The sequence below is a fragment of the Mycobacterium sp. SMC-15 genome (genome assembly GCF_045310925.1).
GTDB lineage: Bacteria > Actinomycetota > Actinomycetes > Mycobacteriales > Mycobacteriaceae > Mycobacterium.
This window is the reverse complement of record NZ_JBJIAJ010000005.1, coordinates 47,604-72,305: the sequence shown is the minus strand read 5'-3', so window position 1 is coordinate 72,305 and position 24,702 is coordinate 47,604. Positions and strand designations below refer to the sequence as shown.

Annotated in this window: 15 protein-coding genes; 13 read left to right on the top strand and 2 right to left on the bottom strand. The window is 69.3% G+C overall.

The features are described 5' to 3' along the window. Positions 1-8: 8 nt before the first annotated feature. The 6 genes from ACJH71_RS09065 to gjpA (ACJH71_RS09040) all read left to right on the top strand — a co-directional run bounded on the left by ACJH71_RS09065 (position 9) and on the right by gjpA (ACJH71_RS09040) (position 15,187). Positions 9-3,443 (top strand): PGRS repeat-containing protein, encoded by a 3,435-nt coding sequence (locus ACJH71_RS09065; RefSeq protein ID WP_406757694.1) that lies wholly within the window; start codon positions 9-11, stop codon positions 3,441-3,443. A gap of 371 nt (positions 3,444-3,814) precedes the next feature. Further along, positions 3,815-5,005: an outer membrane porin GjpA gene (gene gjpA, locus ACJH71_RS09060; protein ID WP_406757693.1), complete on the top strand. Its 1,191-nt coding sequence runs from the start codon at positions 3,815-3,817 to the stop codon at positions 5,003-5,005. A gap of 83 nt (positions 5,006-5,088) precedes the next feature. Further along, positions 5,089-8,490 carry a PGRS repeat-containing protein gene (locus ACJH71_RS09055; protein ID WP_406757692.1) on the top strand — a complete coding sequence of 1,134 codons (3,402 nt, stop codon included), beginning with the start codon at positions 5,089-5,091 and terminating at the stop codon, positions 8,488-8,490. A 550-nt stretch (positions 8,491-9,040) separates the two neighbouring features. After that, entirely contained in the window at positions 9,041-10,231 is a 1,191-nt protein-coding gene (gene gjpA, locus ACJH71_RS09050; protein ID WP_406757691.1) for an outer membrane porin GjpA, read from the top strand. A gap of 63 nt (positions 10,232-10,294) precedes the next feature. Further along, positions 10,295-13,687: a PGRS repeat-containing protein gene (locus ACJH71_RS09045; protein ID WP_406757690.1), complete on the top strand. Its 3,393-nt coding sequence runs from the start codon at positions 10,295-10,297 to the stop codon at positions 13,685-13,687. A 402-nt stretch (positions 13,688-14,089) separates the two neighbouring features. After that, positions 14,090-15,187, top strand: coding sequence for an outer membrane porin GjpA (gjpA, locus tag ACJH71_RS09040; RefSeq protein ID WP_406757689.1), 1,098 nt, complete (start codon positions 14,090-14,092; stop codon positions 15,185-15,187). A 61-nt stretch (positions 15,188-15,248) separates the two neighbouring features. Here the strand turns inward: gjpA (ACJH71_RS09040) and ACJH71_RS09035 are convergent, their stop codons facing one another. Further along, the gene (locus tag ACJH71_RS09035; protein WP_406757688.1) at positions 15,249-16,088 is read right to left on the bottom strand and encodes a dienelactone hydrolase family protein; all 840 of its coding nucleotides are present in this window, start codon (positions 16,086-16,088) and stop codon (positions 15,249-15,251) included. 39 nt (positions 16,089-16,127) lie between these two features. Continuing rightward, positions 16,128-17,960 carry a fatty acyl-AMP ligase gene (locus ACJH71_RS09030; RefSeq protein ID WP_406757687.1) on the bottom strand — a complete coding sequence of 611 codons (1,833 nt, stop codon included), beginning with the start codon at positions 17,958-17,960 and terminating at the stop codon, positions 16,128-16,130. 285 nt (positions 17,961-18,245) lie between these two features. Between ACJH71_RS09030 and gjpA (ACJH71_RS09025) the strand changes: the two genes are divergently transcribed. From gjpA (ACJH71_RS09025) to ACJH71_RS08995, 7 genes are all read left to right on the top strand, one after another. Beyond that, on the top strand, positions 18,246-19,358 hold the full coding sequence (gene gjpA / locus ACJH71_RS09025) for an outer membrane porin GjpA (RefSeq protein ID WP_406757686.1): 1,113 nt from the start codon (positions 18,246-18,248) through the stop codon (positions 19,356-19,358). A gap of 111 nt (positions 19,359-19,469) precedes the next feature. Next, positions 19,470-21,338: a glutamine--fructose-6-phosphate transaminase (isomerizing) gene (gene glmS / locus ACJH71_RS09020; protein ID WP_406757685.1), complete on the top strand. Its 1,869-nt coding sequence runs from the start codon at positions 19,470-19,472 to the stop codon at positions 21,336-21,338. Between the two features lie 12 nt (positions 21,339-21,350). Then, the gene (locus ACJH71_RS09015) at positions 21,351-21,908 is read left to right on the top strand and encodes a hypothetical protein (protein ID WP_406757684.1); all 558 of its coding nucleotides are present in this window, start codon (positions 21,351-21,353) and stop codon (positions 21,906-21,908) included. A gap of 214 nt (positions 21,909-22,122) precedes the next feature. After that, positions 22,123-22,944: a DUF4436 domain-containing protein gene (locus ACJH71_RS09010; protein ID WP_406757683.1), complete on the top strand. Its 822-nt coding sequence runs from the start codon at positions 22,123-22,125 to the stop codon at positions 22,942-22,944. 35 nt (positions 22,945-22,979) lie between these two features. Next, the gene (locus ACJH71_RS09005) at positions 22,980-23,606 is read left to right on the top strand and encodes a glyoxalase (RefSeq protein WP_406757922.1); all 627 of its coding nucleotides are present in this window, start codon (positions 22,980-22,982) and stop codon (positions 23,604-23,606) included. Then, positions 23,603-24,118, top strand: coding sequence for a ribonuclease HI (rnhA, locus tag ACJH71_RS09000; RefSeq protein WP_406757682.1), 516 nt, complete (start codon positions 23,603-23,605; stop codon positions 24,116-24,118). The genes ACJH71_RS09005 and rnhA overlap by 4 nt, the downstream gene beginning before the upstream one ends. A gap of 35 nt (positions 24,119-24,153) precedes the next feature. After that, positions 24,154-24,702, top strand: a complete 549-nt coding sequence (locus tag ACJH71_RS08995; protein ID WP_406757681.1) for a hypothetical protein — start codon at positions 24,154-24,156, stop codon at positions 24,700-24,702.

Below are 24,702 nucleotides of genomic sequence, written 5' to 3'. Positions count from 1 at the left end.
GTATTCGCATGACTCAAGGTAAGACCGCATCGCGGCACCGCAATCGGATGATCGGCACTGGCAGCGCCGTGGCGGCGTTTTTGGCGTTCGGTATGACGCCGTTGGCGCCTGCGCCGGCCGCTTCGGCTGATTTTGAGGATCTGTTCAGTTTCGATTGGTTGGTTCCGACGGCCGCCGATGTTGATGTCTCGGGTTCGGCGGACGCGTTCGATATGTCGGCGATGTTCGGTGATTTCAACGTGGCCACGTTGTTTGATCAGGTGTTCTACAGCCCGCTGCACATGTTGACCGAGTTCTGGATCAACAATCCGCTCGGCGAGATGGTCAACGGCGCCATCAACACGATCTCGGGGCAGTACTTGATCGGTGACGGTATCGATGGCACCGCGGAAAACCCCGATGGCGGCCATGGTGGCCTGTGGTTCGGCGATGGTGGTGCCGGTTGGAACAGTGATGTGGCCGGGGTTGTCGGCGGCAACGGCGGTAACGCGATCGGCTTCGGCAACGGCGGCGACGGTGGTGACGGCGGTGCGGGTGCGGCCGGCGGCAACGGTGGCATCGGTGGGGTCTGGATGGGCCACGGCGGCGACGGCGGCGCCGGCGGTGACGCCGTGGGCCTGGCAGCCAACGGCAACGGTCTGATGGGCGGCGCCGGCGGTGACGGTGGTGCGGCCATGGCCTGGATGTTCGGCAACGGCGGCGCCGGCGGCGCCGGCGGCCAGGGTTCGGGCGGTGCGCAGGGCAGCTTCGCCAACGGCGGTACCGGCAACGGCGGAATCGGCGGCAACGGCGGTGCCGGCGGCGCGGGCGGGGTCTCGGGCTACCTGTTCGGCAACGGCGGCAGCGGCGGTGCCGGTGGTATCGCCGGCAACAGCGGTAACGGCGCCGCAGGAACCGTCGACCACCACAACGGTGGTAACGGAGGCTCGGCCTCGTTCAACCAGGGCTTGGGAGGTGCGGGCGGCGCGGCCGGCGCGCGCGGTTCCAACTTCTACAACTCGCCGCTGCTCGGTGCGGCCGGCCAGGTCGGCGCCGGCGGCGACGGTGGTGTCGGCGGCAACGGCGGTGCGGGCTTCAAGGACGCCACCGGCACCTTCCTCGGAGACGGAGGTAGGGCCGGCCTCGGTGGTGGCGGTGGCAACGGCGGCGTCGGCGGCAACGGTGGCAACGGTGGCAACGGCGCCGAAGGCATCAACGGCGGTGGCGGCGGTCAGGGTGGCCAGGGCGGCTCGTCCGTGGGCGCCACCGCCGGCGGCTCCGGCGGAAACGGGGGCGTCGGCGGTAACGCCACCGGTGCTGTCGGGGTGACGGGCACCGCCGGCGACGGCGGTCGCGGTGGCACCGGCGGCGCCAGTGAGGCCGGTGCCGGTGGTGCCGGTGGTAACGCCGGTGCGGCCGGCAACGGCGCCACCGACGACGCCACCATCAAGACCGTCGGTGGCAGTGGCGGTGCTGGCGGCGGCGGCGGTGCGGGCCTGACCGGCGGCAACGGCGGTAACGGCACCGTCGGTGGCACTGGAACCTTCAAGGGCGGCGCCGGCGGCATCGGTGGTGGCGGCGGCAGCACCATCAGCGGTGGCACCGGCGGGAATGGGGGTAACGGTGGTGCCGGCGGTACCAGCACCGGCTGGAAGGCGGCCGACGGCACCGTCTACAGCCAAGGCGGCAACGGTGGTGCCGGTGGTAGGGGTGGTGGAGTCTCGGGCGTGCTGATCGGTGCCTCCGGTGTCGGCGGCAACGGTGGTGTCGGCGGCGACGGCGGGGCCGGTGCCACCGGTGCCGGTGTGGTCAGCGTGGGCGGCAACGGCGGCAACGGCGGCAGCGGTGCGGATGGTTACGGCGACCAGGTCGGGGGTACCGGCGGTGCCGCCGGTAACGGTGCCGGCGGCACCGCCTCCGGCGGCAACGGCGGCGTGGGCGGCAAGGGCGGCGACGCCGAGCACGGGGCCGCTGGAGTCGGCGGGGCCGGCGGCAGCGGTGGCGACAGCGGTGGCGTGCAAACCACCGTCGGCAACCCCGCCGGCTTCGGGACCAGCCACGCCGGCAACGGCGGCAACGGCGGCGTCGGCGGCAGCGGCAACGGCACCAGCGGCGTCGGCGGACAAGGCGGCAACGGCGGAAACGGTGCCGGTGACGTCAACGGCGGTAACGGCGGCACTGGCGGCGTCGGCGGTGCGGGCGCGGCCGGCGCTGTCGGATCGACCACGAACGGCGCCTTGACCGGCACCGGCGGCACTACCCCCGGCGGCGTTGGCGGCGACGGCACCAATGCTGCTGCCGGAGGCAAGGGCGGCAACGGCGGAACCTCGGAGAACGGGATCGGCGGCAACGCCGGCAGGGGCGGCACCGGTGGCCGCGGCGGAGCGGGCGGTGACGGCGGTGCCGGCGGCAACGACCCCACCACCGGCGTCGGCCTGGCCGGCGGCACCGGCGGTAACGGCGGGATCGGTGGGGCCGGCGGTACTGCCGGCACTGCCGGGCACGGCGGCGCCGGTAACGGTGCCACTGCCACCGACGGCGACGGCGGCCTCGGCGGGTTCGGCGGTCAGGGTGGCGCCGGCGCAAACGGCAGCACCGGCACCAGCTCGGCCACCACGGCCGGTGGAAATGGCCAGGCCGGCGGTGCCGGTGGTCAGGGCGGCAACGGTGCCGCCGGCGGCACCTCGGGCACCGGCAACGGTGGCGGTGGCGGCGCTGGCGGTCAGGGCGGCAAGGCCGGCGACGGCGGCGCAGGCGGTGCTGGTGGCGTCGACGCCAACGGCAACGGACTGGCCGGCGGTAACGGCGGTGCTGGTGGCGTCGGCGGCCACAGCGGCACCGGCGGCGCGGGTGGTGCCAGCACCAGCGGCACCGCCGGCACTGCCGGGAACGACCTTTTCGGTGGCGCGGGCGGCGCGGGCGGCGCCGGCGGGGCCGGCGGCAATGGCACCGACGGCGCCAGCGTGCCTACCAAGCCAGGCGACGATGGCGGTAACGGCGGGGCCGGCGGCACGGGCGGCACTGGCGGGGCCGGTGGCGGTTCCACCGGCAACACGGGCGGCGCCGGCGGCGCGGCCGGCGCCGGCGGCCACGGCGGCAACGGCGGTGACGGCGGGACCGGCAGCGCCGGGTCCGGCGCCAACGGCAATGGCCTTGACGGTGGCAATGGCGGTAACGGCGGTAAGGGCGGCAGCGCCGGGACCGGCGGAAACGGCGGATCGAGCACCAGCGGCACCGACGGGCGTGGCGGTGCCGGAGCCAACGGCGGCGGCGGCGGTAGTGGCGGTGACGGCGGTGACGGCGGCAACGCGGCCGGCACCGGAACGCCCGGCGACGGCGGCGCCGGGGGCGCGCTGGGGACCGGTGGTGCGCCCGGTGCGGGCGGCACCGGCACCCCCGATGGCAGCCCCGGCACCTCGGGTGCCGACGGGACCGCCGGCACCCCGGGTAACCCCGGCAGCTAGTTACACCCAGATAGATCGCCTGACGGTCGCCGGGTCCCCACCAGGGGACCCGGCGACCGCGTGGTTTGCGGGGCTTTCCAGCGATTCGGCCATGTCGTTCACGTCAGTTCTGTTGTGAATATGCGCCATGCCCAGAACAGGGTGACCGTCCACTCTCAGGCGAAAATTATGCAGGATCGCGAGATACCGCAAAGTTAACGCCTGTGAGCTTTGAAAACTCAAGAAGAATGTTCGACGAAGATGCTTGTGTCTTATGTTCTTCACGGTTAGTGTTCTGTTTCGCATCAGTGAATAAGTGTGAATTCAGGAGCAACACGGCGGCGCCATGACCTCTCCAGGCGCTTGCCGAGGGCGGCACCTCACCTAAGGAGATGGCTGTGCAGAAAACCCTTCGCCCCTACGCCACCACGGGTGTCGCGATCGTGGGCGCCACGCTTATCAGCGTGCCGCCGGCGGTTGCGTCGCTGCCCGACATTCCCGCGGCCCGCGACGTAGCGCTCACCAGCTTTCTGACCGACTCGATGGCGCCGTGGATCGAGCAGTACAACATCGCGGCCGAGAACTCCACGGTGCTCGCCAACAACTTCAGCATCGCCCCGTTCGTGGCGTTCCAGCAGTTCATCGCCAACCAGTACGCGGCCTTCCAAGAGATCCTCAGCGACCCGTCGAAGATCCCGGACGTGGTCATGGAGATGCAGGATCAGCTGCACGCGGTGACGAGTGCATACACCATGCTCGGTATCGCCCCGGATGACCCCATCGCGGCCGCCACGATTCTGCACACCCTCAGCGGTAGCGACCTCAACACCCTGTCCATCGGACACGACCTGCTCTTCACGCTGCTGCCGCAGTTGTTGCCGGGCTTCCTGCCGCCCGGCACCGACGCCGAGGCGATAGTGCCGATCATCAACTTCATCTCGTCACCGATGAGCGGCATGATCATGGGCATGCTGGGGCCCGGGCTGAGTCCCCTGGTCGCGCTGATGAACAGCATCTCCGACGGCGACAGCCTGAACGAGATCTTTGCCAACATGACCGGTGCCTTCTTCAACGGCGCCACCCTCAACCTCGACTTTGTGCTGCCGATGCTGGAAGGCGTGGTGCCGCCGGGCACGGTCACCCATCTGGACTTCGCGCTGGGCGGGCTGCTCAGCACCGGCACGGTCGCCAACCTCCCCTACACGAGCTACGACTCTTCCGGAGCCGTTGTCTCCGAGGTGCCCGCGGTCGGCGGCTCGATCTTCAACAGCGTCGGCCTCACTATCGACGGGTCGGCTTTCCTGGGGGTCCCGCTGACGCTGGACATCCAAAGCCATGCGGTCGGGCCGATCGGCGCCATGATGGCCTGGTCGCAGACCATCGCCGGTTTGCTGGGCGCAGACGCCTGGAACTGGGGCGGCAAGAGCGGTGGCCCCCCGCCGCCCGCGGATCCGCCGCTGTCCGGGTTCTCCTTCCCCGTCATCCCCTCCGACTTCTTCGACGACGGCGGCGCAGGCTCCAGCGTGGGGGGCGAGTTCGATTGGACCAGCCTCATGGACGCCTTGGGCGGTCTGGGCCTTTAAGCCCGCAGACCAGCAAGTCATATGACCCGAACTGAGAAGTCACAACCGCTCAACAGGACTGTTCACAGGAGAGGTGTTCGAAAATGAATCGTCGTCACACCAGCAGCCAGCGTGGCTCTCAGCCCGGGACTGGCGCGCGGCGCTGCAACCGGGCGGCCGGTGCCGGCAGCGCGGTAGCCGCGTTCTTGGCGTTCGGCATGGCCCCGTTGGCGTCCGCACCCGCGGCGCAGGCCGACTTCGAAGATCTGTTCAACTTCGATTGGCTCTCCGACATGTTCCAGTCCGACGCCCAGCCGGCGGACTTCAACTTCAACTTCGAACCGGGGTCCGCGGCGGACTTCGGTACCGACCTGTTCACCAACCTGTTCTACAACCCGATCCACATGGTGATGGAGTTCTGGATCAACAACCCGTTGGGCGAGTTCGTCAACGGTGCCATCAACGACATGTCCGGGCTGTATCTGATCGGTGACGGTGCTGACGGGACGGCGCTGAATCCCGATGGTGGCGACGGAGGCCTCTGGTTCGGCGACGGTGGTGCCGGATGGACCAGCGACGCGGCCGGTGTCGCCGGCGGCAACGGCGGCAGCGCCCTCGGCTGGATCGGCACCGGTGGTGACGGCGGCGCCGGTGGAGCCGGCGCGGCCGGTGGTGATGGTGGTTCCGGTGGCTGGCTGATGGGGATTGGTGGTGATGGCGGTGCCGGCGGCAGTGCTATCACCGCGGGCTTCGCCGGTGGCGCAGCTGGTGACGGTGGTGCCGGTGTGGGCTGGCTGTTCGGCGTCGGCGGCAACGGCGGCGTCGGCGGTGACGGCGGCAATGGCGCCGCCGGCACCTTCGCCAACGGCGGCAGCGGCAACGGCGGCACGGGTGGTAGCGCCGGCAACGGTGGGGCCGGCGGCCGCAGCGGGTACATCTTCGGCGCCGGCGGCAACGGCGGCGCGGCCGGCGCTGCCGGTAACGGCGGCGCCGGCGCTGACGGTGACGCCACCCACCTCAACGGTGGTAACGGTGGCTCCGGTGGTCTCGGTGGCGTCGGTGGTGTCGCGGGGATCAAGGTGGACGGCATGCTCGGCGGGCCCGGCCAGACCGGCGCCAGCTCGGACGGCGGTAACGGTGCAGCCGGCGGCGACGCGGCCAAGGACGGCAGCGGTGCCTTCCTCGGCAACGGCGGTTGGGGTGGCTCGGGCGGTCAGGGCGGCGGCCCGGGCTATAACGCTTCGGCGGGTGCCGCGGCTGACGGTGGTGACGGTGGTGCTGGCGGTGCCGGCATCAACGGTGGTGCCGGTGGCTCCGGCGGCTCGGGTGGCACCGGCGCCGGCGCCGACAACGCCGGTAACGGTGGTAACGGTGGTGCCGGCGGTGCCGCCACAGGTTCCGCGACCGGCCCGGGTGTCGGTGGCGCCGGCGGTGCCGGCGGGTTCGGCGGAGGCACCAATGGCACGGGCGCCGCCGGTGCCGGTGGCAACGGTGGCGCCGGTGGTGCAGGCGCCACTAACGATGCCACCGTGAAGACCACCGGTGGTGCCGGTGGCGCCGGTGGTAGCGGTGGCGCCGCCAATTCCAAGGGCGGCCCCGGCGGCCTCGCCGGTAATGGTGGCGACGGCGGTACCGGTACCTTCGCCGGCGGTAACGGTGGCGCCGGTGGCCAGGGTGGCTACACGAACGCAAGCGCCGACGGCGGTAACGGCGGTAAGGGCGGTAGCGCCACCGGCTGGAACAACGGATCCGGTGTCTACAGCCGTGGCGGCAACGGTGGCGCGGGTGGTGCCGGTGGCATGGCCTTCGCCAACGGCGGTGCCGGCGCCGGTAACGGCGGCCTTGGCGGTGCCGGCGGTGCCGGCGCAAGCACCGGTATCAGCGTGGGCGGTAACGGCGGCGCTGGTGGTGCCGGCGGCGCTGCCGGCCAAGGGCTCAGCGGCCTCGTGCTTCCCGGCGGTAACGGTGGTGTCGGTGGTGCCGGTGGCTCCGGCACGGTCATCGGCGGTAACGGCGGTACCGGTGGCGACGCCGGTGTCGGTGGCACGTACGGGACGGCCGGCAACGGTGGTAACGGCGGCGCGAGCAGCGGCTCCGCGGCGGCGCCGATCGGCAACCCCCTCGGCATCGCGGCGGGCGACGGCCACGGCGGTAACGGCGGTGACGGCGGGGCCGGCGGCGGCCAGGGCGGTAACGGTGGTGCCGCTACCGGCACGGCGGACGGCGGTAACGGCGGTAACGGCGGTGCCGGCACGGCCGGAGCGGCCGGCGCCGCTGGCACAGCGCTTGCCGGCGCGGCCGGCGGTAACGGCGGCGACGGCTCGGCCGGCAGTGCCGGCGGCAAGGGCGGTGCCGGCGGTACCGCAACCACCGGTGACGGTGGCAAGGGCGGTAACGGCGGTGTCGGCGGTATCGGTGGTCACGGTGGGGCAGGCGGCGCCGGCGGCACTGATGCCAGTGGCAATGGCCTGGCCGGCGGCAACGGCGGCAAGGGCGGTGCCGGTGGTGACGGCGGCGCAGCGGGCGCGGGCGGCGTGAGCACCAGCGGTACCAGCGGTGCCGCCGGAACCGTTGGACTCGACGGCAGTGGCGGTGCCGGTGGTGCCGGCGGTAACGGCGGGGCTGGATCTGCCGGCACTGACGGCGCCAGCTCGGCGAGCGCGGCCGGCGGCAACGGGACCAACGGCGGCAACGGCGGCAGCGCCGGCAACGGCGGAGCGGGCGGTACCTCGGGCACCGGGGCCGCCGGCAGCGGCGGAGTCGGTGGCACCGGCGGTGCCGGCGGTGCGGGCGGTAACGGCGGGGCCGGTGGCACCGGCCAGGACGGCGGAAATGCCGGCAACGGCGGCATCGGCGGCAAGGCCGGCGTCGGCGGTGCGGCCGGTACCAGCACTAGTGGACCGGCCGGAACCGTCGGGAGCGACGGCACCGGTGGAGCCGGCGGGGCCGGCGGCAACGGCGGGACGGGCGGTGCCGGTGCAGCCGGCACCAACAACTCGAACGCGGCCGGCGGCAACGGCAGTGCGGCCGGCGACGGCGGCAACGGCGGCAAGGGCGGTGCCGGTGGCACCTCCGTCGATGGTCACGGCGGTGCCGGTGGCGCCGGTGGTCTTGCCGGTGCGGGTGGCGCCGGCGGCGCCGGCGGCAGCGGCGGAACCAACGCCACCGGTGACGGCTTTGACGGCGGCAACGGCGGGGTCGGTGGCACCGGCGGTCAGGGCGGCGTCGGCGGGGCGGGCGGTAGCGGCGCCACGGCCGGTAGCGACGGTGCTGATCGGGCCGGCGGGGCCGGCGGTCACGGTGGGGCCGGCGGTAAGGGCGGCGCCGCCCAAGGCGCCGGCAACACCGGCGGCGACGGCGGCGATGGCGCCACAGGCGGCAACGGTGGCACACCGGGTGGTCCCGGCGGGGCTGGTGGTGCAGCCGGTACCGGCGGCACTGGAACCGGCGGTGCCGGCAATGGCGCCCCCGGTACCCCGGGCGCGGACGGAGCGCCCGGCGCCTAGCCGAAAGCTGAACGCGACCACGGTCGCCGGGTCCATCACGGGCTCGGCGACCGTGGTCGTTTCGGTGTCATTTTCGCCTTCACGGCGGGCGAGCGCGCGTGTCTCCACGCGACTCGACCGGCCTTAGAGCCAGATATGACCTCGAGAGTCCACTCAAGGGGCTTTCGGCACACCTGCCTGTACCAATAATCCACCGATGAATCCACGCCGCGAAGCGGACACAAGTTATCGACCATGAGGATTTCCCCCGGTCCGAGTGTTCGTCGCCCCGCTAATCATCGTTCCTCAGTGTGTTCACAGCATGTCGGATAAGTCTACTTACGTGAACGATCCTTCCGGGGAGCGAGATTCGGTTCTGCCGACCACTGCGTGACAGATAACCGCAGGTCAAGGGTGGTTGGCCGAGGCCAATTCGAGGCGTGGATCACGTTTTGGGCCGCCGTTGAGGCACTTCACGTTTCCAGTTGCTTCTAAGTTAAATATTAGATAGGTTCCCCGTGGTCCTACCTGCGCCTCAGGGTGCGGCGACAAGTTGTGAGGAGAAATTTTGATGCAGCAAGCACTTCGCCCCTACGCCACCGCCGGTGTCGCGATCGTGGGCGCAAGCCTGATCGCTGCCACCCCGGGTGCCACACCGGCGACCCACATGGCCATCGCACGTGACTTGGCCTTGACCGCCGGCTTCAGCCTCTCGGATTTCACTGACCCGTACCTTGCGGCCTACAACACCGCTCAGGACAACATCGCGCAGATGATGGCCTCCTATGACGCGGCGCCCAACATCGGGTTCACCCAGTTCACAAATAACGTCGAGGGCTACATCCAGAGCATGATCGACGACCCGTCGACCATCCCGGCGATGATGAACGCGATCCAGACGGACCTCAAGAACGCGTGGTCTGCGATCACGTTGATGAGCGCCGACCAGGCCACCATCAACGACGTCATCCGCCACACGATGGACAGCAGCTACACGGTAGGCAACCTCAGCGGTGGCCACGAAATCATCTTCAACCAGGTCCCGGGCTTCCTGCCGGAGGATCAGGCCGACACCCTCACCCCGATCATCAACTTCCTGGGCTCGCCGATGAGCGCCCTCATGCTCGCCTCGGTGAGCCCCTGGATCGCGCCCTGGGTCGCGTTGGGCAACAGCTGGGACGACATCAGCGACGCACTGCGTGACGGTGACACGTCAGGGGCGCTGCAGGGCCTGATCAACATCCCGGCGAACATGTTCGACGCATCGCTCAACGGCGCCACCCTCAACCTGGACGGCCTGCTGCCGGCGATCAACGGCGCCGGTCTGCTCCCGGCGCCCATGGAGCTGACCCACCTGGACTTCGCGTTCGGCGGATGGTTCAGCACCGGCGGGCATGTCACGGCCGGCCCCATGCACATTCTGGACGCCGACGGGAACGAGATCGGCACGGCGCCGGCCTCCGGCGGCTCGATCTTCAACAGCATCGGCTTCAACCTCAACACCGGTGTCGCGCTGTCGCCCACCATCGACGCGCCCAGCGACGCGATCGGCCCGTTGGGTGCCTTGCTGGGTCTGTCGCAGGTCATCGGGTCGCAGCTCGGCTGGGGCTCGTGGAGTGGCAAGGACCCGATCTTCAGCATCCCGGCGCCCGAGGGCTTCGTCGTCGACGACGGCGGCATTGACGATGGCGGCGCGGGCAGTTCGATGGCGGACAGCTTCAGCTTCGGCGACCTGTTCTCGGACCTCGGCCTGGTCGGCTGATCCTTCGCTTTCCCCAACAACTTTCACTACTAGCCGAACTTTTCATCAGGAGAGGTATTCGCAATGACTCGTCGTCACACCGGTAGCCAGCCGGGTTCAGAAGTTCAGGCCGGAGCGCGGCGCGGCAACCGGGCGATCGGCACCGGCAGCGCCGTGGCAGCGTTCTTGGCCTTCGGAATGGCCCCGCTGGCCGGCGCGCCGGCGGCCCAGGCCGACGGTTTCGAGGATCTGTTCGACTTCAGTTGGCTCACCCCGGCCGACGTCACCTCCGACGTCGACCCCGGACTCGCGGCCTTCGATCCCGCCGCCTTCGACATGATCACCATCCTCGACCAGTGGTTCTACACCCCGCTGCACATGGGGATGACCGCCTGGATCGACAGCGACTTCGGCGCGATGGTCAACAACGCCATTAACGAAATGTCCGGGCAATACCTGATCGGCAATGGTGCGGCCGGCACGGAGCTCAACCCTGACGGCGGCGACGGCGGGCTGTGGTTCGGTGACGGTGGCGCCGGCTGGAGCAGCGATGCCGATGGCGTGGCCGGCGGCAACGGTGGTGACGCGCTCGGCTGGCTGGGCAACGGTGGCGACGGCGGGGCCGGCGGGCTCGGTGCCGCCGGTGGCGACGGTGGCGCGAGCGCCTGGGGCCTGGGGCACGGTGGCGTCGGCGGTGCCGGCGGTATCGGTGGCGACGGTGGCGACGGTGGCGCCTCTGTGGCCTGGTTCTTCGGTAACGGCGGCGTCGGTGGCGATGGCGGTAACGGCGTGGCCGGCAGCTTCGCCAATGGCGGCAACGGCAACGGCACCGCCGGCGGTAACGGTGGCGCCGGTGGACGCGGAGCCTTCAACCTCGGCAACGGTGGCGATGGCGGCAAGGCCGGCGCCGGCGGTGACGGCGCGGCCGGCACCGTCGACCACGTCAACGGTGGCAACGGTGGCGCCGGTGGCGCCGGTGGCGCGGCCGGAAGCAACTTCTGGGAACAGGGCCACGCGGGCGTTGGGGCCAATGGTGGCGCGGCCGGTAACGGTGGCGAGGGCTTCAAGGACGCAGGCGGCAACTTCCTGGGCAACGGCGGTAATGGTGGCGCCGGTGGTGCCGGCGGCAGCAGCGGTGACCCCCTGAGCAGCACCAGCGGCGGTGTCGCCGGCAACGGTGCTGCCGGCGGTTCCGGCGGTGACGGTGTCAAGGGCGGCAACGGTGGCGTCGGTGGTGCCGGCGCGAACGCCGGTGACGGTTCCGGTGGTACCGGTGGCGTCGGTGGCGCCGGTGGTGACGGTGTCACCAACGGTGGTAACGGCGGTGTCGGTGGTGCCGCTGGCGCCTCGACCGGGTTCAACGTGGGTGCTGCCGGTGGTGATGGCGGCCGCGGTGGTGACGCCAGCGGCGCCGCCAATGTCCAAGGTGTGGCGGGCAACGGCGGCAGTGGTGGTGCCGGCGGTGCCGCTGCCAGCGCGCCCGCGGGGGCAGGCGGCAATGGTGGTGCGGGCGGTAACGGCGCCACCGATGACGACACCGTCCAGACCTTCGGCGGCAACGGCGGTAACGGTGGCACCGGTGGCGCGCCCGGTTCCGGCGTCGGCGGAACCGGTGGTAACGGTGGCGCGGGCGGTAATGGCACCGTCGGTGCCGGCGGCGGTTTGCTCTCCGGCAACCACGCCCAAGGTGGTAACGGCGGTGCCGGTGGTGGTACCGGCCTGGCCGGGGCGGGAACCGCCGGCAACGGCGGCGACGGCGGTGCCGGTGGTTCCGGTACCGGCTGGCGCGACGTCAATGGTGACCACTTCACCGCGGGCACCGTCTACAGCGTCGGCGGTAATGGCGGTAACGGCGGATCCGGACCGTCCTCCACGGCCGGTACCGGCGCCACCGGCGGCGATGGCGGTGCCGGCGGCAACGGCGCGGCCACCGGGGTGAGCATCGGCGGCAACGGCGGTAACGGTGGTAGCAGTGCGGTCGGCGCCGGCGGTGCCGGCGGCGACGGCGGCAATGGCACCGCCAGCGGCGGAAACGGCGGCAATGGTGCTACCGGCGGCGCCGGTTCGGCCGGCGGTGCGGGTGGTAAGGGCGGCAACAGCGCCGGAACTGCGATACCGACCAACAACATCGGGGTCGCACCCAGTCACGCCGGTAACGGCGGTAACGGCGGTACCGGAGGGGCCAACGGGATCGGTGGCGCCGGCGGTAACGGCGGTAACGGCGCCCTCGCGGTCAACGGTGGCAACGGCGGTAACGGTGGCGCCGGCGGTGCGGCCGCGAACGGCGGCACCGGTGGCAACGGTGGCACGGCGGATGCCGGTAACGGTGGTAACGGTGGCGCTGGTGGCGCCGGTGGCACGGGTACCACCGGCAGCACCGGGGCAACCGGCACGACGGCCACGGACACTGTCGCCGGCACGGTCGGTGGCAACGGCGGTAACGGATCCGCCGGCGGCGTCGGTGGCACCGGCGGCAACGGTGGTACCTCGAACACCGGTAACGGTGGCAACGGCGGTGCCGCAGGCAAGGGTGGCAACGGCGGTACCGGTGGTGCCGGTGGGACTGGCGGCGTGGACAGCGACGGCAACGGTATGGCCGGTGGCATCGGCGGTGACGGCGGGGCCGGTGGAGCGGCCGGGACTGCCGGCAGCGGCGGTGCCAGCACCAGCGGAACTGCGGGCAACGCCGGTGCCGGGGCACTGGACGGCAACGGCGGCACGGGCGGCCGGGGTGGCGCCGGTGGGGCCGGGGTCGCAGGGACGGCCGGCGATGCCGGCACGACCGCGGCCGGCGGCAACGGCACCACCGGTGGCAACGGAGGCGCGGCCGGCGCCGGCGGCAACGGTGGCACCTCGGGCACCGGCAACGGTGGCACTGGTGGCGCCGGCGGCACCGGTGGTGCCGGCGGCACCGGTGGTGCCGGCGGTAAGGGTGGTGCCGGCGGTGTCGGTGGCACGAACAACGGTGCCGGCTTCGACGGCGGTACCGGTGCTGCCGGTGGCAATGGCGGTACTGCCGGGTCCGGCGGGCTGGGCGGGGCGAGCACCTCGGGCACGAATGGTTCGACCGGTGCCAGTGGCGTCGGTGGAGCCGGCGGCGTCGGCGGCGCTGGCGGGGCCGGCGGCGCGGCCAGCGGTGCGGGCAACACCGCGGGCAACGGTGGTGCGGCCGGAACCGGCGGCAACGGCGGTACAGGTGGAGTCGGCACCGAGGGTGTCGCCGGCGGCAAGGGCGGCGCTGGTGCGGCAGGCGGCGTCGGTGGAGCCGGTGGCGCCGGCACCGATGGGGCCGCTGGCGGTAACGGCGCCAATGGTGGCCAGGGCGGCGACGGTGGCACCGGCGGCGCGAGCACCGGAACGCCCGGCGCCGGCGGGGCGCTCGGCAAGGGTGGCGCCGGCGGCGCGGCCGGTGACGGCACGCCGCCCGGGACAGCCGGCACGGTCGGAGCCTCGGGCACCGCGGGCGCGGGCGGATAGACGCCACACAACAACGGCAACGGCCGTCGGGTCTGAAAAGACTCGGCGGCCGTTGCCGTTGTTGCAGACACCCGGGTGCGTCTGTCTGCGCAGCCCTGGATTTCAGATCGGAAATCTCAGCATTCCCTCATATGGGATAGGCTTTCATAAAGATGGACATTTGGTTGCAAAATGTAATCTTGCGTCGAGTAAATAGGTGTGAGGCGACTGGAAAGTCACTGTGAGCTGTAGGTATCTGAAAACTATTAGTGTATGGGGAATCGAAGTTCCGGGTCTCGCTCTGGATTCTGGCGAATTTTTCCGAACCGAACATTCGCATTATTTCTCAGCCTAATGTCAGTTGTGTTGCATGAATTGGCATGGCGCCTAAGGGGCGCGCAACGGAAATTTGAGGAGATGTCGATGCACCAATCACTTCGTCCCTACGTCACCGCGGGTGTAGCGGTCCTGGGCGCCAGCACGATCGCTGTCACTCCTGTGGTCACCGCGTCCGCTGTCGCGCATGCGCCTGCACTGCGACTCACCGCCGGTGAGGGCTTCCTTGACGCATGGCAGAACGTCTTCGACACCGCGTCCGCCAACGCCACGCAGGTCGCCAACAATTTCCTGATCGCCCCCGAGGTGGGGCTGCAGCAGTTCATCGTCAACCAGCAAGCCCTCTGGGCGGAGGTCTCCGACGGCACCAAGACCGTCCAGGACGCGTTCACTGAGATCCAGGGCAACTTCCAGATGCTGGGGTCGGCGCTGACGCTGAACGTCGACACCTCCGAGGACGCCGGCAAAGCCATCTGGGATGCGGTGACCCCGCATACCCTCGACGGGTTACGCGGCATCATGGTCAGCCTGTTGCCCGGCTTCCTGCCCGAAGATTCCGGGATCGATCCGGATCAGGTGACCGACATTCTGCAGTTCCTGTCGTCGCCGTTGAGCGCAATGCTCATCGGGTCGCTGGGGCCTTCTATCAGCCCGCTGGTGGCATTGGTCAACAGCGTCACCGACGTCTCCAACGCGCTGAACGGTGACACGCCGGACTTCGAGGCGGCGTTCAACGAGCTGCTCAATATTCCCGCCAATATGGTCAACGGATTCCTCAACGGCGCCGACCTGAATCTCGATGCGCTGGTACCGACGATCAACGACGCGGGACTGCTGCCGGAGGGCATGGAGCTCACCGCGCTCGACTTTGCGTTCGGTGGGTTGTTCAGCCCCGGCATTGCGGGCGGGGCCGGAGATCAGGGCACCTACACCTTTGCCGATGGCACCACGGTGGACCCGGTGGGCGGGTCGATCTTCAACAGCCTGGGTCTGACGCTCACCGGTGTTCCGATCCTTGACACGCTGACCCTCGACAGCGTGGCCATCGGTCCGATCGCGGCCATGGAGCAGTGGTCGCAGGTCATGGGGGTGCTGCTCGGCGACAACTGGGACGGCAAGGGCGCCGACCAGATCCCGCCCCTTTTCGGGCTCGACCCGATCGGCGACATGCTGTCCGACGTCTAGATCACCACAGCGGTTGCGGCCGTCGGGTTCCGGCCCGGGGGCCGCGACCGCTTGCCGCGCGCTACTTGAACAGTGCGGCGATCTTCTCTTCCGGGCTCACCGGCTCCGGCAGAGTGTCGAATGCCTCGGTCTTAGGCAGGGACACCTGCGGGTTGGCGAATTCTCGGAATGTCTTGTCGCCCACCAGTTGTGCCAGCAGGTATCCGGACAGCAGGGCCCGTACCCGCCGCTGGGTGCGCCGATCCGAGGTCGGCAAGCCGAAGAACCCGGTCAGTCGGCGGCCCTGCGGCAACCCGGCCGGCGATGCTTTGCCGATCACCCGCAGGGTGGAATGCTGCCAGGCATGCGCGAGCTCGATCGCGTTGGAACGCAGTGCTTTCGGGTCGTCGGGACTGCTGAACACGATGCCCGGCGAATCCAGCGTCAACGCCGCCTGCTCGGCGGGCGGCGTGGTCACGGTTGGGAAGATCGCTGCCACCGCTTTGGGTTTCATCGACAAGCTGGCTGCGGCGAACACCGCGGCCGAACCGCCGAAGCCGTGACCGGCCACCGCGAGTCGGTCGCGGTCGACACTGATCCGGCCCGGCCCCAATCGGACCTCAGTGGCGATCTCCAGGGCGCGGCCCAGATCAGCTGCCAGATCCAGTACCGACGGCGCCAACCCTCGTCCGGTGTCGGGGGCCGCGGCCACGATGCCCCAGGAGGCCAGGTGTTCCAGCAATCCGGCGTAGCGATCGGCGCCGGTCAGCCAATCGTGGCCGAAGGCCACCGCGGGAAGTCGATACCCGGACTCTGGGGTGTACACCGCCCCGGCCAGGCCCGCATAGGCCAGGTTTCCGCGCAGGACGCGATGCGGTCCGGGACGGGTCAACGCGGCGTAAAGGCGCTTGATGCTGGCCATCTGATGACCGTAACGCACGCCGGTTCGTACGTTGAGCTCTCAGCCCTGCCGTGCCTTCCAGTACTGCAGCGCCACCGCCCGCTGCGCCGCAGCGGCGGTCTGGGCCGCCGCCAGGGGCTGCGCGGGGGCGCTGCTGGATCCCTGCGCGGCTCGCCATTGCGCCAGTGCGGTGAACCCTCCGTCGAGGAACTTCTGCCGGGCGGCCTGCCGTTGGATCTTGCCGCTGGAGGTGGTCGGGATCGAGCCCGGCTCCACCAGGGCGACGGTGTGGGCCCCGATGCCATGGTGGCGGGTGATCGCCGCTTTGATCGCGTCCAGCACGCGGGCGAGGGCGGCGGGGTCACCGGTGGCGCCGACCTCTTGTATCACCACGAGTTGTTCGCCGGCACCCGGTTTCGGCGTCACCGAAAAGGCCGCACCGCGCCCGGACAACAGCGCTGAATGACTGCCCTGCACCGTCTTTTCGATGTCGTTGGGGTAGTAGTTGTTGCCGCGGAGAATGATCAGGTCCTTGCAGCGCCCGGCGATGAACACCTCGCCGGCTCGCAGGAAGCCCAGATCGCCGGTGCGCAGGAAGGGCCCTTCGCCGGTGTCGGCCAGGTAGGCGCCGAACGTCTGCTCGGTGTCCTCCGGTTTGCCTCGGTAGCCGTGGGCGACGCACGGGCCGGAGACCCAGATCTCGCCAACCTGCTCGGCGTCGCGGCGCCGGCGAGTCTCCGGGTCGGCGATCACGATCTGCTGATCGCCTCGCGGGAGGCCGCACCCGACCAACTCCACGACGCCGGGATCGCCGTCGTCGGCGTCGGTGATCTCGACTACCCGATCTTCGCCGAGCGCGGTGCGGTCGATGCAGCGGATCACCGGTGCGGTGGCGTCCGATCCGCCCGAGACCAGCAGGGTGGCTTCGGCCAATCCGTACACCGGTAGGAACGCCTCCGGCCGGAAACCGGCGGGCGCGAAAGCCTCGGCGAAGGCGCGCAGGGTGTCGGCCTGTACCGGTTCGGCGCCGTTCATCGCGGTCGACCACTGCGACAGATCCAGCGCCGCGCGCTCCTCGGCGGTGCTGCGCTCGACGCAGAGCTGGTAGGCGAAATTCGGTGCGGTGGCGATGGTGGCGCGATACCGGGACATGGCCTCCAGCCAGCGCATCGGGCGGGTGATGAAGCCGGCCGGCGACATCAGCACGGTGTTGCCGCCGACGTAGATGCTCTGCAGGATGCCGCCGATCAAGCCCATGTCGTGGTGCTGGGGCAGCCAGCAGACTGCGACTTTCTGGTCGTCGCCGCCCCACGCCTCATGGATCGCGATCAGGTTGGCCAGTAGATTGCCGTGCGTCAGGACGACGCCCTTGGGCGCCCTGGTGGAGCCCGAGGTGTACTGCAACATCGCTGTGCTGTCGGCGTCGATATCCGGCAGCGTCCAGCTGTCCGGGTCCGCGCCGGGGTCGCCCGGGGCCAGCCAGCGCAGCGGCCGTTTGGTCATACCGTCGACCTTCGCCCTGAGTTTGTCCTGTGTCGCGGAGTCCGCCAGGGCGAAACCGGCTCGCGCATCGGGGGCGATCAGCGTCAGCCGCCCGAGCCGATCCTGCACCGGCACCGCAACCGCGCCGGCGTACAGGCAGCCGAAGTAGGCCGCGACGCTGTCCAGGCCCGGCCGGCAGATGACAAGCACGCGGCGTCCCGCCGCTCCCTGTTGTTGCAGTGCGGCCGCGATCGCCCGCGCGCTGCGGTCGAGTTCGGCGTAGGTCAGCCGACCCTGTTCCTCCAGGCCGTCCGGGGCGAACACGAACGCGACCTTGTCTCGATAGCGGTCGGCCTGCTGACGTAGCAATTCCACCAGGGTGCGCGCGGTGGCTGGGTTGTCCTCTGGCATGTCGTCACCTAGACCGTCGTTTGCTGGCCGACCCCGCCTCGGGTCTTCGTGCGGATCCCCAACATAACCGCTGGGGACCGGAGCTGAGCCGGGTTGGCCGCAACGTGCTGGGAGCAGCCCAAGAAAGTATCGGGGTCGAAAAGGCCACGTCGGTGCCGAAACGCCCGGCGGCGATGCCGGAAATCTGGGAACTGAGCCTTGCATCACAGCTATTTATTAAATATGATCTTCCTCACACTCAGTTATTTCCGCTGGCAAGACACTGGATCTTGAGGAGTTGCTCAAATGAATCCGACACTGCGCCCCTTCGTCACCGCCGGAATCGCGCTGGTAGGTGCGGGCATGATCACTGTCACGCCGGTGGCCACGCCGTTGCTCGAAGCTCACACGGTTCATGACGTCGCGTTGACCGCCGATATCGATTTCACGGGGGCTTGGGCCGACGCCTTCAATACCGCCGAAGTCAACTTCGAGCACCTGCAGACCGCGATGCAGGACGCCAACAGCGCGCTGAGCGAAGCGCTCAGCAACGCCGATCTGAGCAACCTGGACCTCGAGCAGCTGGGTGCCGCCCTGACGTTCCTTGGTGGTGACCAGAAGGGCTTCCTCAACCCGCTGGCCGAATTTACGACCAGCCTCCCGTCGGGCGACGGTGGGATTGGGAGTCCGGACTTCTTCCTGGGCAATTTCTTGCTCTACGGCCTGCTCAGCAACCAAGGGGAAGCCTTGGCTCCCGGGCTCATTCCGGCAATTCCCGACCCGATCCCGGAGATCGTCCAAGTCTTGGCCTCGCCGTTGTCCGGCTTGCTGATCGGCGCCCTGGGGCCGTCCCTGTCGCCGTTGGTGGCGCTCATCAACAGCATCGAAGCCATCAGCGCCAATCTCGGCGGCGACAACCCGGACACCACGGCGGCGTTGCAGGAGCTGATCAACATTCCGGCCAATATGTTCAACGGCCTACTCAACGGCGCCACGTTGAACCTGGACGCGTTGATCCCGATAGTCGCCGACGCCGGCCTGCTGCCCGAGGGCGTCGCCGTTTCCGGCCTGAGCTTCGCCTTCGGCGGCCTGCTATCGCCGGGAGAAGTCGGCGGCAATATCGATGCGTTGTCCGCGGAAGAGCTCCCTCCGCCCATCTACGGCGGCGGCTCGATCCTCAACGCGCTCGGAATCACCATTTCGGTCACCGACCCACTCACCCTCGACCTGACCTTCGGTCCGGGGCAGGGGGTCGGGTTGACCGGCGCGTTGGCCGGCTTGGAGCAGGTGATCGCATTGCTGCTCACTGGCGACCTGGACTTCGATGGGCCACCTCCCGAGGTTGAGCCGGATCCTGGCGCGGCTACGGACTTCGACTTCGGCGCCCTGTTGGCGGACCTGTTCGGTGGCGCGCAGTAGCGAGTAGCGCAAGCCTCGGACTGAAACGGCAGTTGCACGGCTGGCAGCCCGGACGCCACTGACCTGCACGGTTGACGGGACCGGGCTGCCGGTGCACTACCCTGAACAGCTATGTGTGGAATCGTCGGCTACGTCGGGCAACGCCCTGCCCGCGACGTTGTCGTCGAGGCCCTGCGTCGCATGGAATACCGGGGCTACGACTCCGCGGGCATCGCCGTCGTCGACGGAATCGGGCAGCTGACCGTTCGGCGCCGCGCGGGTCGGCTGGCCAACTTAGAAGCCGAACTGGCCGCGACCGATCCCGCGTTGCTGGCCGGGGGCACCGGGCTGGGTCACACCCGCTGGGCAACCCATGGCCGCCCCACCGACCACAACGCCCACCCGCACTGCGACGCGGCCGGCAAGTTCGCCGTGGTGCACAACGGCATCATCGAGAACTTCGCGGTACTGCGCGACGAGTTGGAACGCGCCGGGGTGGAGTTCACCAGCGAGACCGACAGCGAAGTGACCGTCCACTTGCTGGCCCGCCAATACCGGGACGGTGACACCGCCGGGGACTTCGTCGCCTCGGCGCTGGCGGTGCTCCGTCGGCTGGAGGGCCACTTCACCGTGGTGTTCGCCCACGCAGACGAGCCGGGCACGATCGTGGCGGCGCGTCGGTCCACCCCACTGGTGGTCGGTATCGGTGACGGCGAGATGTTCCTGGGCTCGGATGTGGCGGCGTTCATCCCCTTCACCCGCGAAGCCGTCGAGCTGGGTCAGGACCAGGCGGTGGTCATCACCGCCGACGGCTACCGCATCACCGATTTCGCGGGCAACGACGATGCCGCCAACGCCCGGCGTTTTCACATCGACTGGGACCTGTCTGCCGCCGAAAAGGGTGGCTACGAATACTTCATGCTCAAGGAGATCGCCGAACAGCCCACCGCGGTGGCCGAAACTCTGCTGGGGCACTTCGAGGACGGCCGGATCGTGCTCGACGAGCAGCGCCTGAGTGACCAGGAGCTGCGCGAGATCGACAAGGTGTTCGTCGTGGCCTGCGGCACCGCGTACCACTCCGGTCTATTGGCCAAGTACGCGATCGAGCACTGGACGCGGCTGCCGGTGGAAGTCGAACTGGCCAGTGAGTTCCGTTACCGCGACCCGGTTCTGGACCGCAGCACCCTGGTGGTGGCGATCAGCCAGTCGGGCGAAACCGCCGACACCCTGGAGGCTGTCCGGCACGCCAAGGAGCAGAAGGCCAAGGTGCTCGCGGTCTGCAACACCAACGGCTCGCAGATCCCGCGGGAGTGCGATGCGGTGCTCTATACCCGGGCCGGACCGGAGATCGGTGTCGCGTCCACGAAGACGTTCCTTGCCCAGATCACCGCGAACTATCTGGTCGGTCTGGCGCTGGCGCAGGCCCGGGGCACCAAATACCCCGACGAGGTCGAGCACGAGTACCGGCAACTGGAGGCGATGCCCGAACTGGTGTCGCATGTGCTGGAAGGCATCGACTCGGTCGCCGAGTTGGCGCGGCAGTTCGCGTCGTCGAGTGCGGTGCTCTTTCTTGGTCGCCATGTCGGCTACCCGGTGGCACTGGAAGGCGCGCTCAAGCTCAAGGAACTGGCCTACATGCACGCCGAAGGCTTTGCCGCCGGTGAACTCAAGCATGGCCCGATCGCACTGATCGAGGACGACCTTCCGGTGATCGTTGTGATGCCTTCGCCCAAGAATGCGGCGATGTTGCACTCCAAGCTGCTCTCCAACATTCGCGAGATCCAGGCCCGCGGTGCCGTCACCATCGTTATTGCCGAGGAGGGCGACGAGACGGTGCGTCCCTACGCCGACCATCTGATTGAAATACCTGCGGTGTCAACGCTGTACCAGCCGCTGCTGTCGACCATCCCGCTACAGGTGTTTGCCGCCGGCGTGGCGCAGGCTCGCGGCTACGACGTGGACAAGCCGCGCAACCTGGCCAAGTCAGTCACCGTCGAGTAGCGGGAGCATTCAGTGCGACAATTGTTGGCGGTGGTGTGCGCCGCGATGGCGGTGCTGGCGCAGGCGCCGAATGCTGGTGCGGCGAACGAGGTTCCCGACCTGGGCCCGCTCTTCGACGACAGCGGACCGCTGCCCGGCTCGGTCGCTGACCTCACCGGAATCCCGGATCTGGCGTTTACCACCCCGTCGGGTCTGGCCTGCCGGAAGAGTCGCGGGAAAGTGACGCACAGTGTGGCCTGTGCCGGGAATCTCGTTGGCGCCCCGGCGGGAACTCGCAGCGTCAGTCTTGGGACCGTCTATGCCGACGGCAACGGCCCGGCGCAGTTCATGCCGATGGCCCCCGCCGGGCTCCTCGGCGATCCCGCAAAGGTTCCGTCGATCATGTTGGCGCCCGGCCACAAGATCGTGTTCTGGGATTTCTCGCCCACCGAATCGCTGGTCTGCGGTGCACCGATGGGTACCGAGGTGGCCTGTGTGCTCAAGGCTGCGCGCGAGAACGGTGGCAAGAGCGGCGGCCCGGCGGTGACGCACGGATTCGTCATCTCCGCGCCGAACAGCGAAGTCTTCTAACGCGGCGCAGATTCGCGGCGGTGCCGGAATCTGGTTGCAGCAGCTCGATTGTGTGTCGCCCGTCCGTCGAAAACTCGGCGGCAATCGCGGCGACGATGAGACGATGCAGCCGTTGTTGTCGACTGCGAAGCTGACCGAGTGAGGGAGAACAGACTTGTCCAACGTTGAGCCTGCTGTTCACGTCAACCGGCCCAGACTGCTTCTGATCCTCGGCATGACGATCTTCTTCGTCGCGTCCTACCTCGTCACCGTCGCGCTGTATGAGCGCGCGGGTTGTGGATGCCCGCGCCACCTCACCGAAGGCGTGGCGTCGGCCGACGGCACGACCGTGACCATCGATATCGAGGACCTCCAGACGGTCAAGGGCACACTGACCGGCAAGGTCACCATCACGCCGGGGGCCGAACTGCTCGACCCTGTCCGGCATGGGCTCACGGAAGAACTGAGCATCGCGGTGCACTCCGCGGTCACGCCGACGAAGCGCACCTGGACGAAGGGCATGGTGCCCGGTGAGTTCCCGGTGCCCTTGACCATCTCCGGTAACTCGGCGAAGTGGCCGTTCGATCACTATCAGACCGGGCCGATCACCGTCGATGTCGTGCGCGGGGATGCCACGGTTCCGGAACGGATGTCGGTGACGTTCGTCGACCACATCGCCGGTTGGAAGAACGAGATCGTCAGCGACCGCGAAGATGGTGGCCCATACCGCATCACGCTGCACCGGTCGCCGAGCACCATGGCGTTCGGTGCCGTGATCGTAGGCGTCTTGATCGCCCTGGCCGCGGTGGCCGTTGTCGTGGCGAACCTGACCTTCCTCGGCTGGCGCAAGTTCCAGCCGCCGATGACGACCTGGTATGCGGCAATGCTTTTCGCGGTGGTCCCGCTGCGAAACGCGCTGCCGGACGCTCCGCCGATCGGATCCTGGATTGACGTCACGATCACGCTCTGGGTGATCGTCGCGCTGGTGATGTCGATGCTGCTGTTTATCTACTGCTGGTGGCGCGACCTGAAACCCGAGCCCGTCACACCGGACTGACAAGATGCGCGGCAAGGCGCAGTACTGTGAGCGGCATGTCCGTCACCATCGACGAACTCCATCTTGCCGATCCGCCTGACACGTGGCGGTCGGCGGGGTTCAGTGTGGATCCCGACGACGTCTGCCGGGTGGGTGAGGTCCGGCTGCGGCTGACCGGGGGCGGCACCGGCATCCTCGGGTGGGCACTGCGGGGCTTGCCCCAGGACGGGCCGCTCGACGGTATCCCCACCTCCCGCTCTGTCGCGGCGGCCACCGAACCGGCCGCGCATCCGAACGGCGTGATCTCGATCGATCACGTTGTGCTGTTGTCCCTCAACCTGCCTCGCACCGTCGAGGCACTGGCTGCAGTCGGGCTGCAGTCGCGCCGGGTCCGCGACGCCGAACTCGGCGGTCGGCCGATGCGGCAGATCTTCTTCCGGCTGGGTGCGGTGATCCTCGAAGTCGTCGGGTCGCCCCACACGGGGGCGGACGGTCCGTCAACGCTGTGGGGTATCACCTACGTCGTCGCCGATATCGAGGCGACGGCGTCGTTCTTCGGCGAGCGCACGTCGCCGGTGAAGGACGCCGTGCAGCCCGGTCGCCGGATCACCACGCTGCGGCATCGCGATCTGGGTATGTCGGTCCGCACCGCGATGATCTCGCCGCCTATCCTCAGCCGATGACCGAATCCACCGATGACGTGGTCGTCATCCATACCGACGGTGGGTGCCGCCCCAACCCGGGCCCCGGTGGTTGGGGCGCGGTGCTGCGCATGCGCCACCACGTCCGCGAGATGTGCGGTGGCGAGCCCGGCGAGACGAGCAACAACCGGATGGAGCTGACCGCTCCGATCGCGGCGCTGGAAGCCCTCACCCGGCCCGTGGTGGTACATCTGCACACCGACAGCACCTACGTCCGCAATGGCATCACCAAGTGGGTGTCAGGCTGGGAACGCAACGGCTGGCTGACCGCCGCCAAGCAACCGGTGAAGAACGTCGATCTGTGGCAACGGCTTCAGGCCGCCTGCGCGCGTCACCAGGTCGAGTGGTTCTGGGTGAAAGGCCATTCGGGGGTCGCCGACAACGAGCTGGCCGATGAGTTGGCAACGCGGGGCTTACAGGAAGCGATCGCCGCTTCGGCCATGCGCGCGGTTGGCCCGGCCGGCGACATTGACCAGCGAGCCCGCCGCTCGTAGTTTTGAAGATCTGACGGCGAACAGGGAGGCTTCGGGTGGTGCGGCGAGCACTGGCAGTGGCGGTCAGCTCGGCTGTCCTGCTGATGACGGTGCCGAACGCCGTGGCGGCCCCGGGTTTCCCCGACGTGGACTCCCTGATCGATGACAGCGGGCCGCTGCCCGGTTCGGTCAGCGATCTGCAGCAGGCTCCGAACGTCGTCTTCGCCACCGAATCCGGGCTGGTCTGCAGGATGCGGCAGGGCAGGATCACCCATGAGGTCAACTGCGCGGGCGACATTCCGGGGGCGCCGCGCGACGCCGGCTCGGTACAGCTGCCCGGGATCTACGGGAAGGAAAGCATCCCGGCGCGTTTCTTGCCTGCTCCGCCGGACGCGCTGCTCGCCGGAAGCCCGCCGGCCGCAAAGCTTCCGGTGGGCCACAAGATCGTGTTCTGGGACTTCTCACCCGCCCAGTCCATGGTCTGCGGGGTTCCGCCGTCCACCGACTTGGTCTGTGTGCTCAAGGAGCCACAGGTGCCCGGTGCGGTGAGTCCGGTGGCCGCCCACGGCTTCGTCATTGCCGCACCGCAGAGCTGGGTCTTCTAA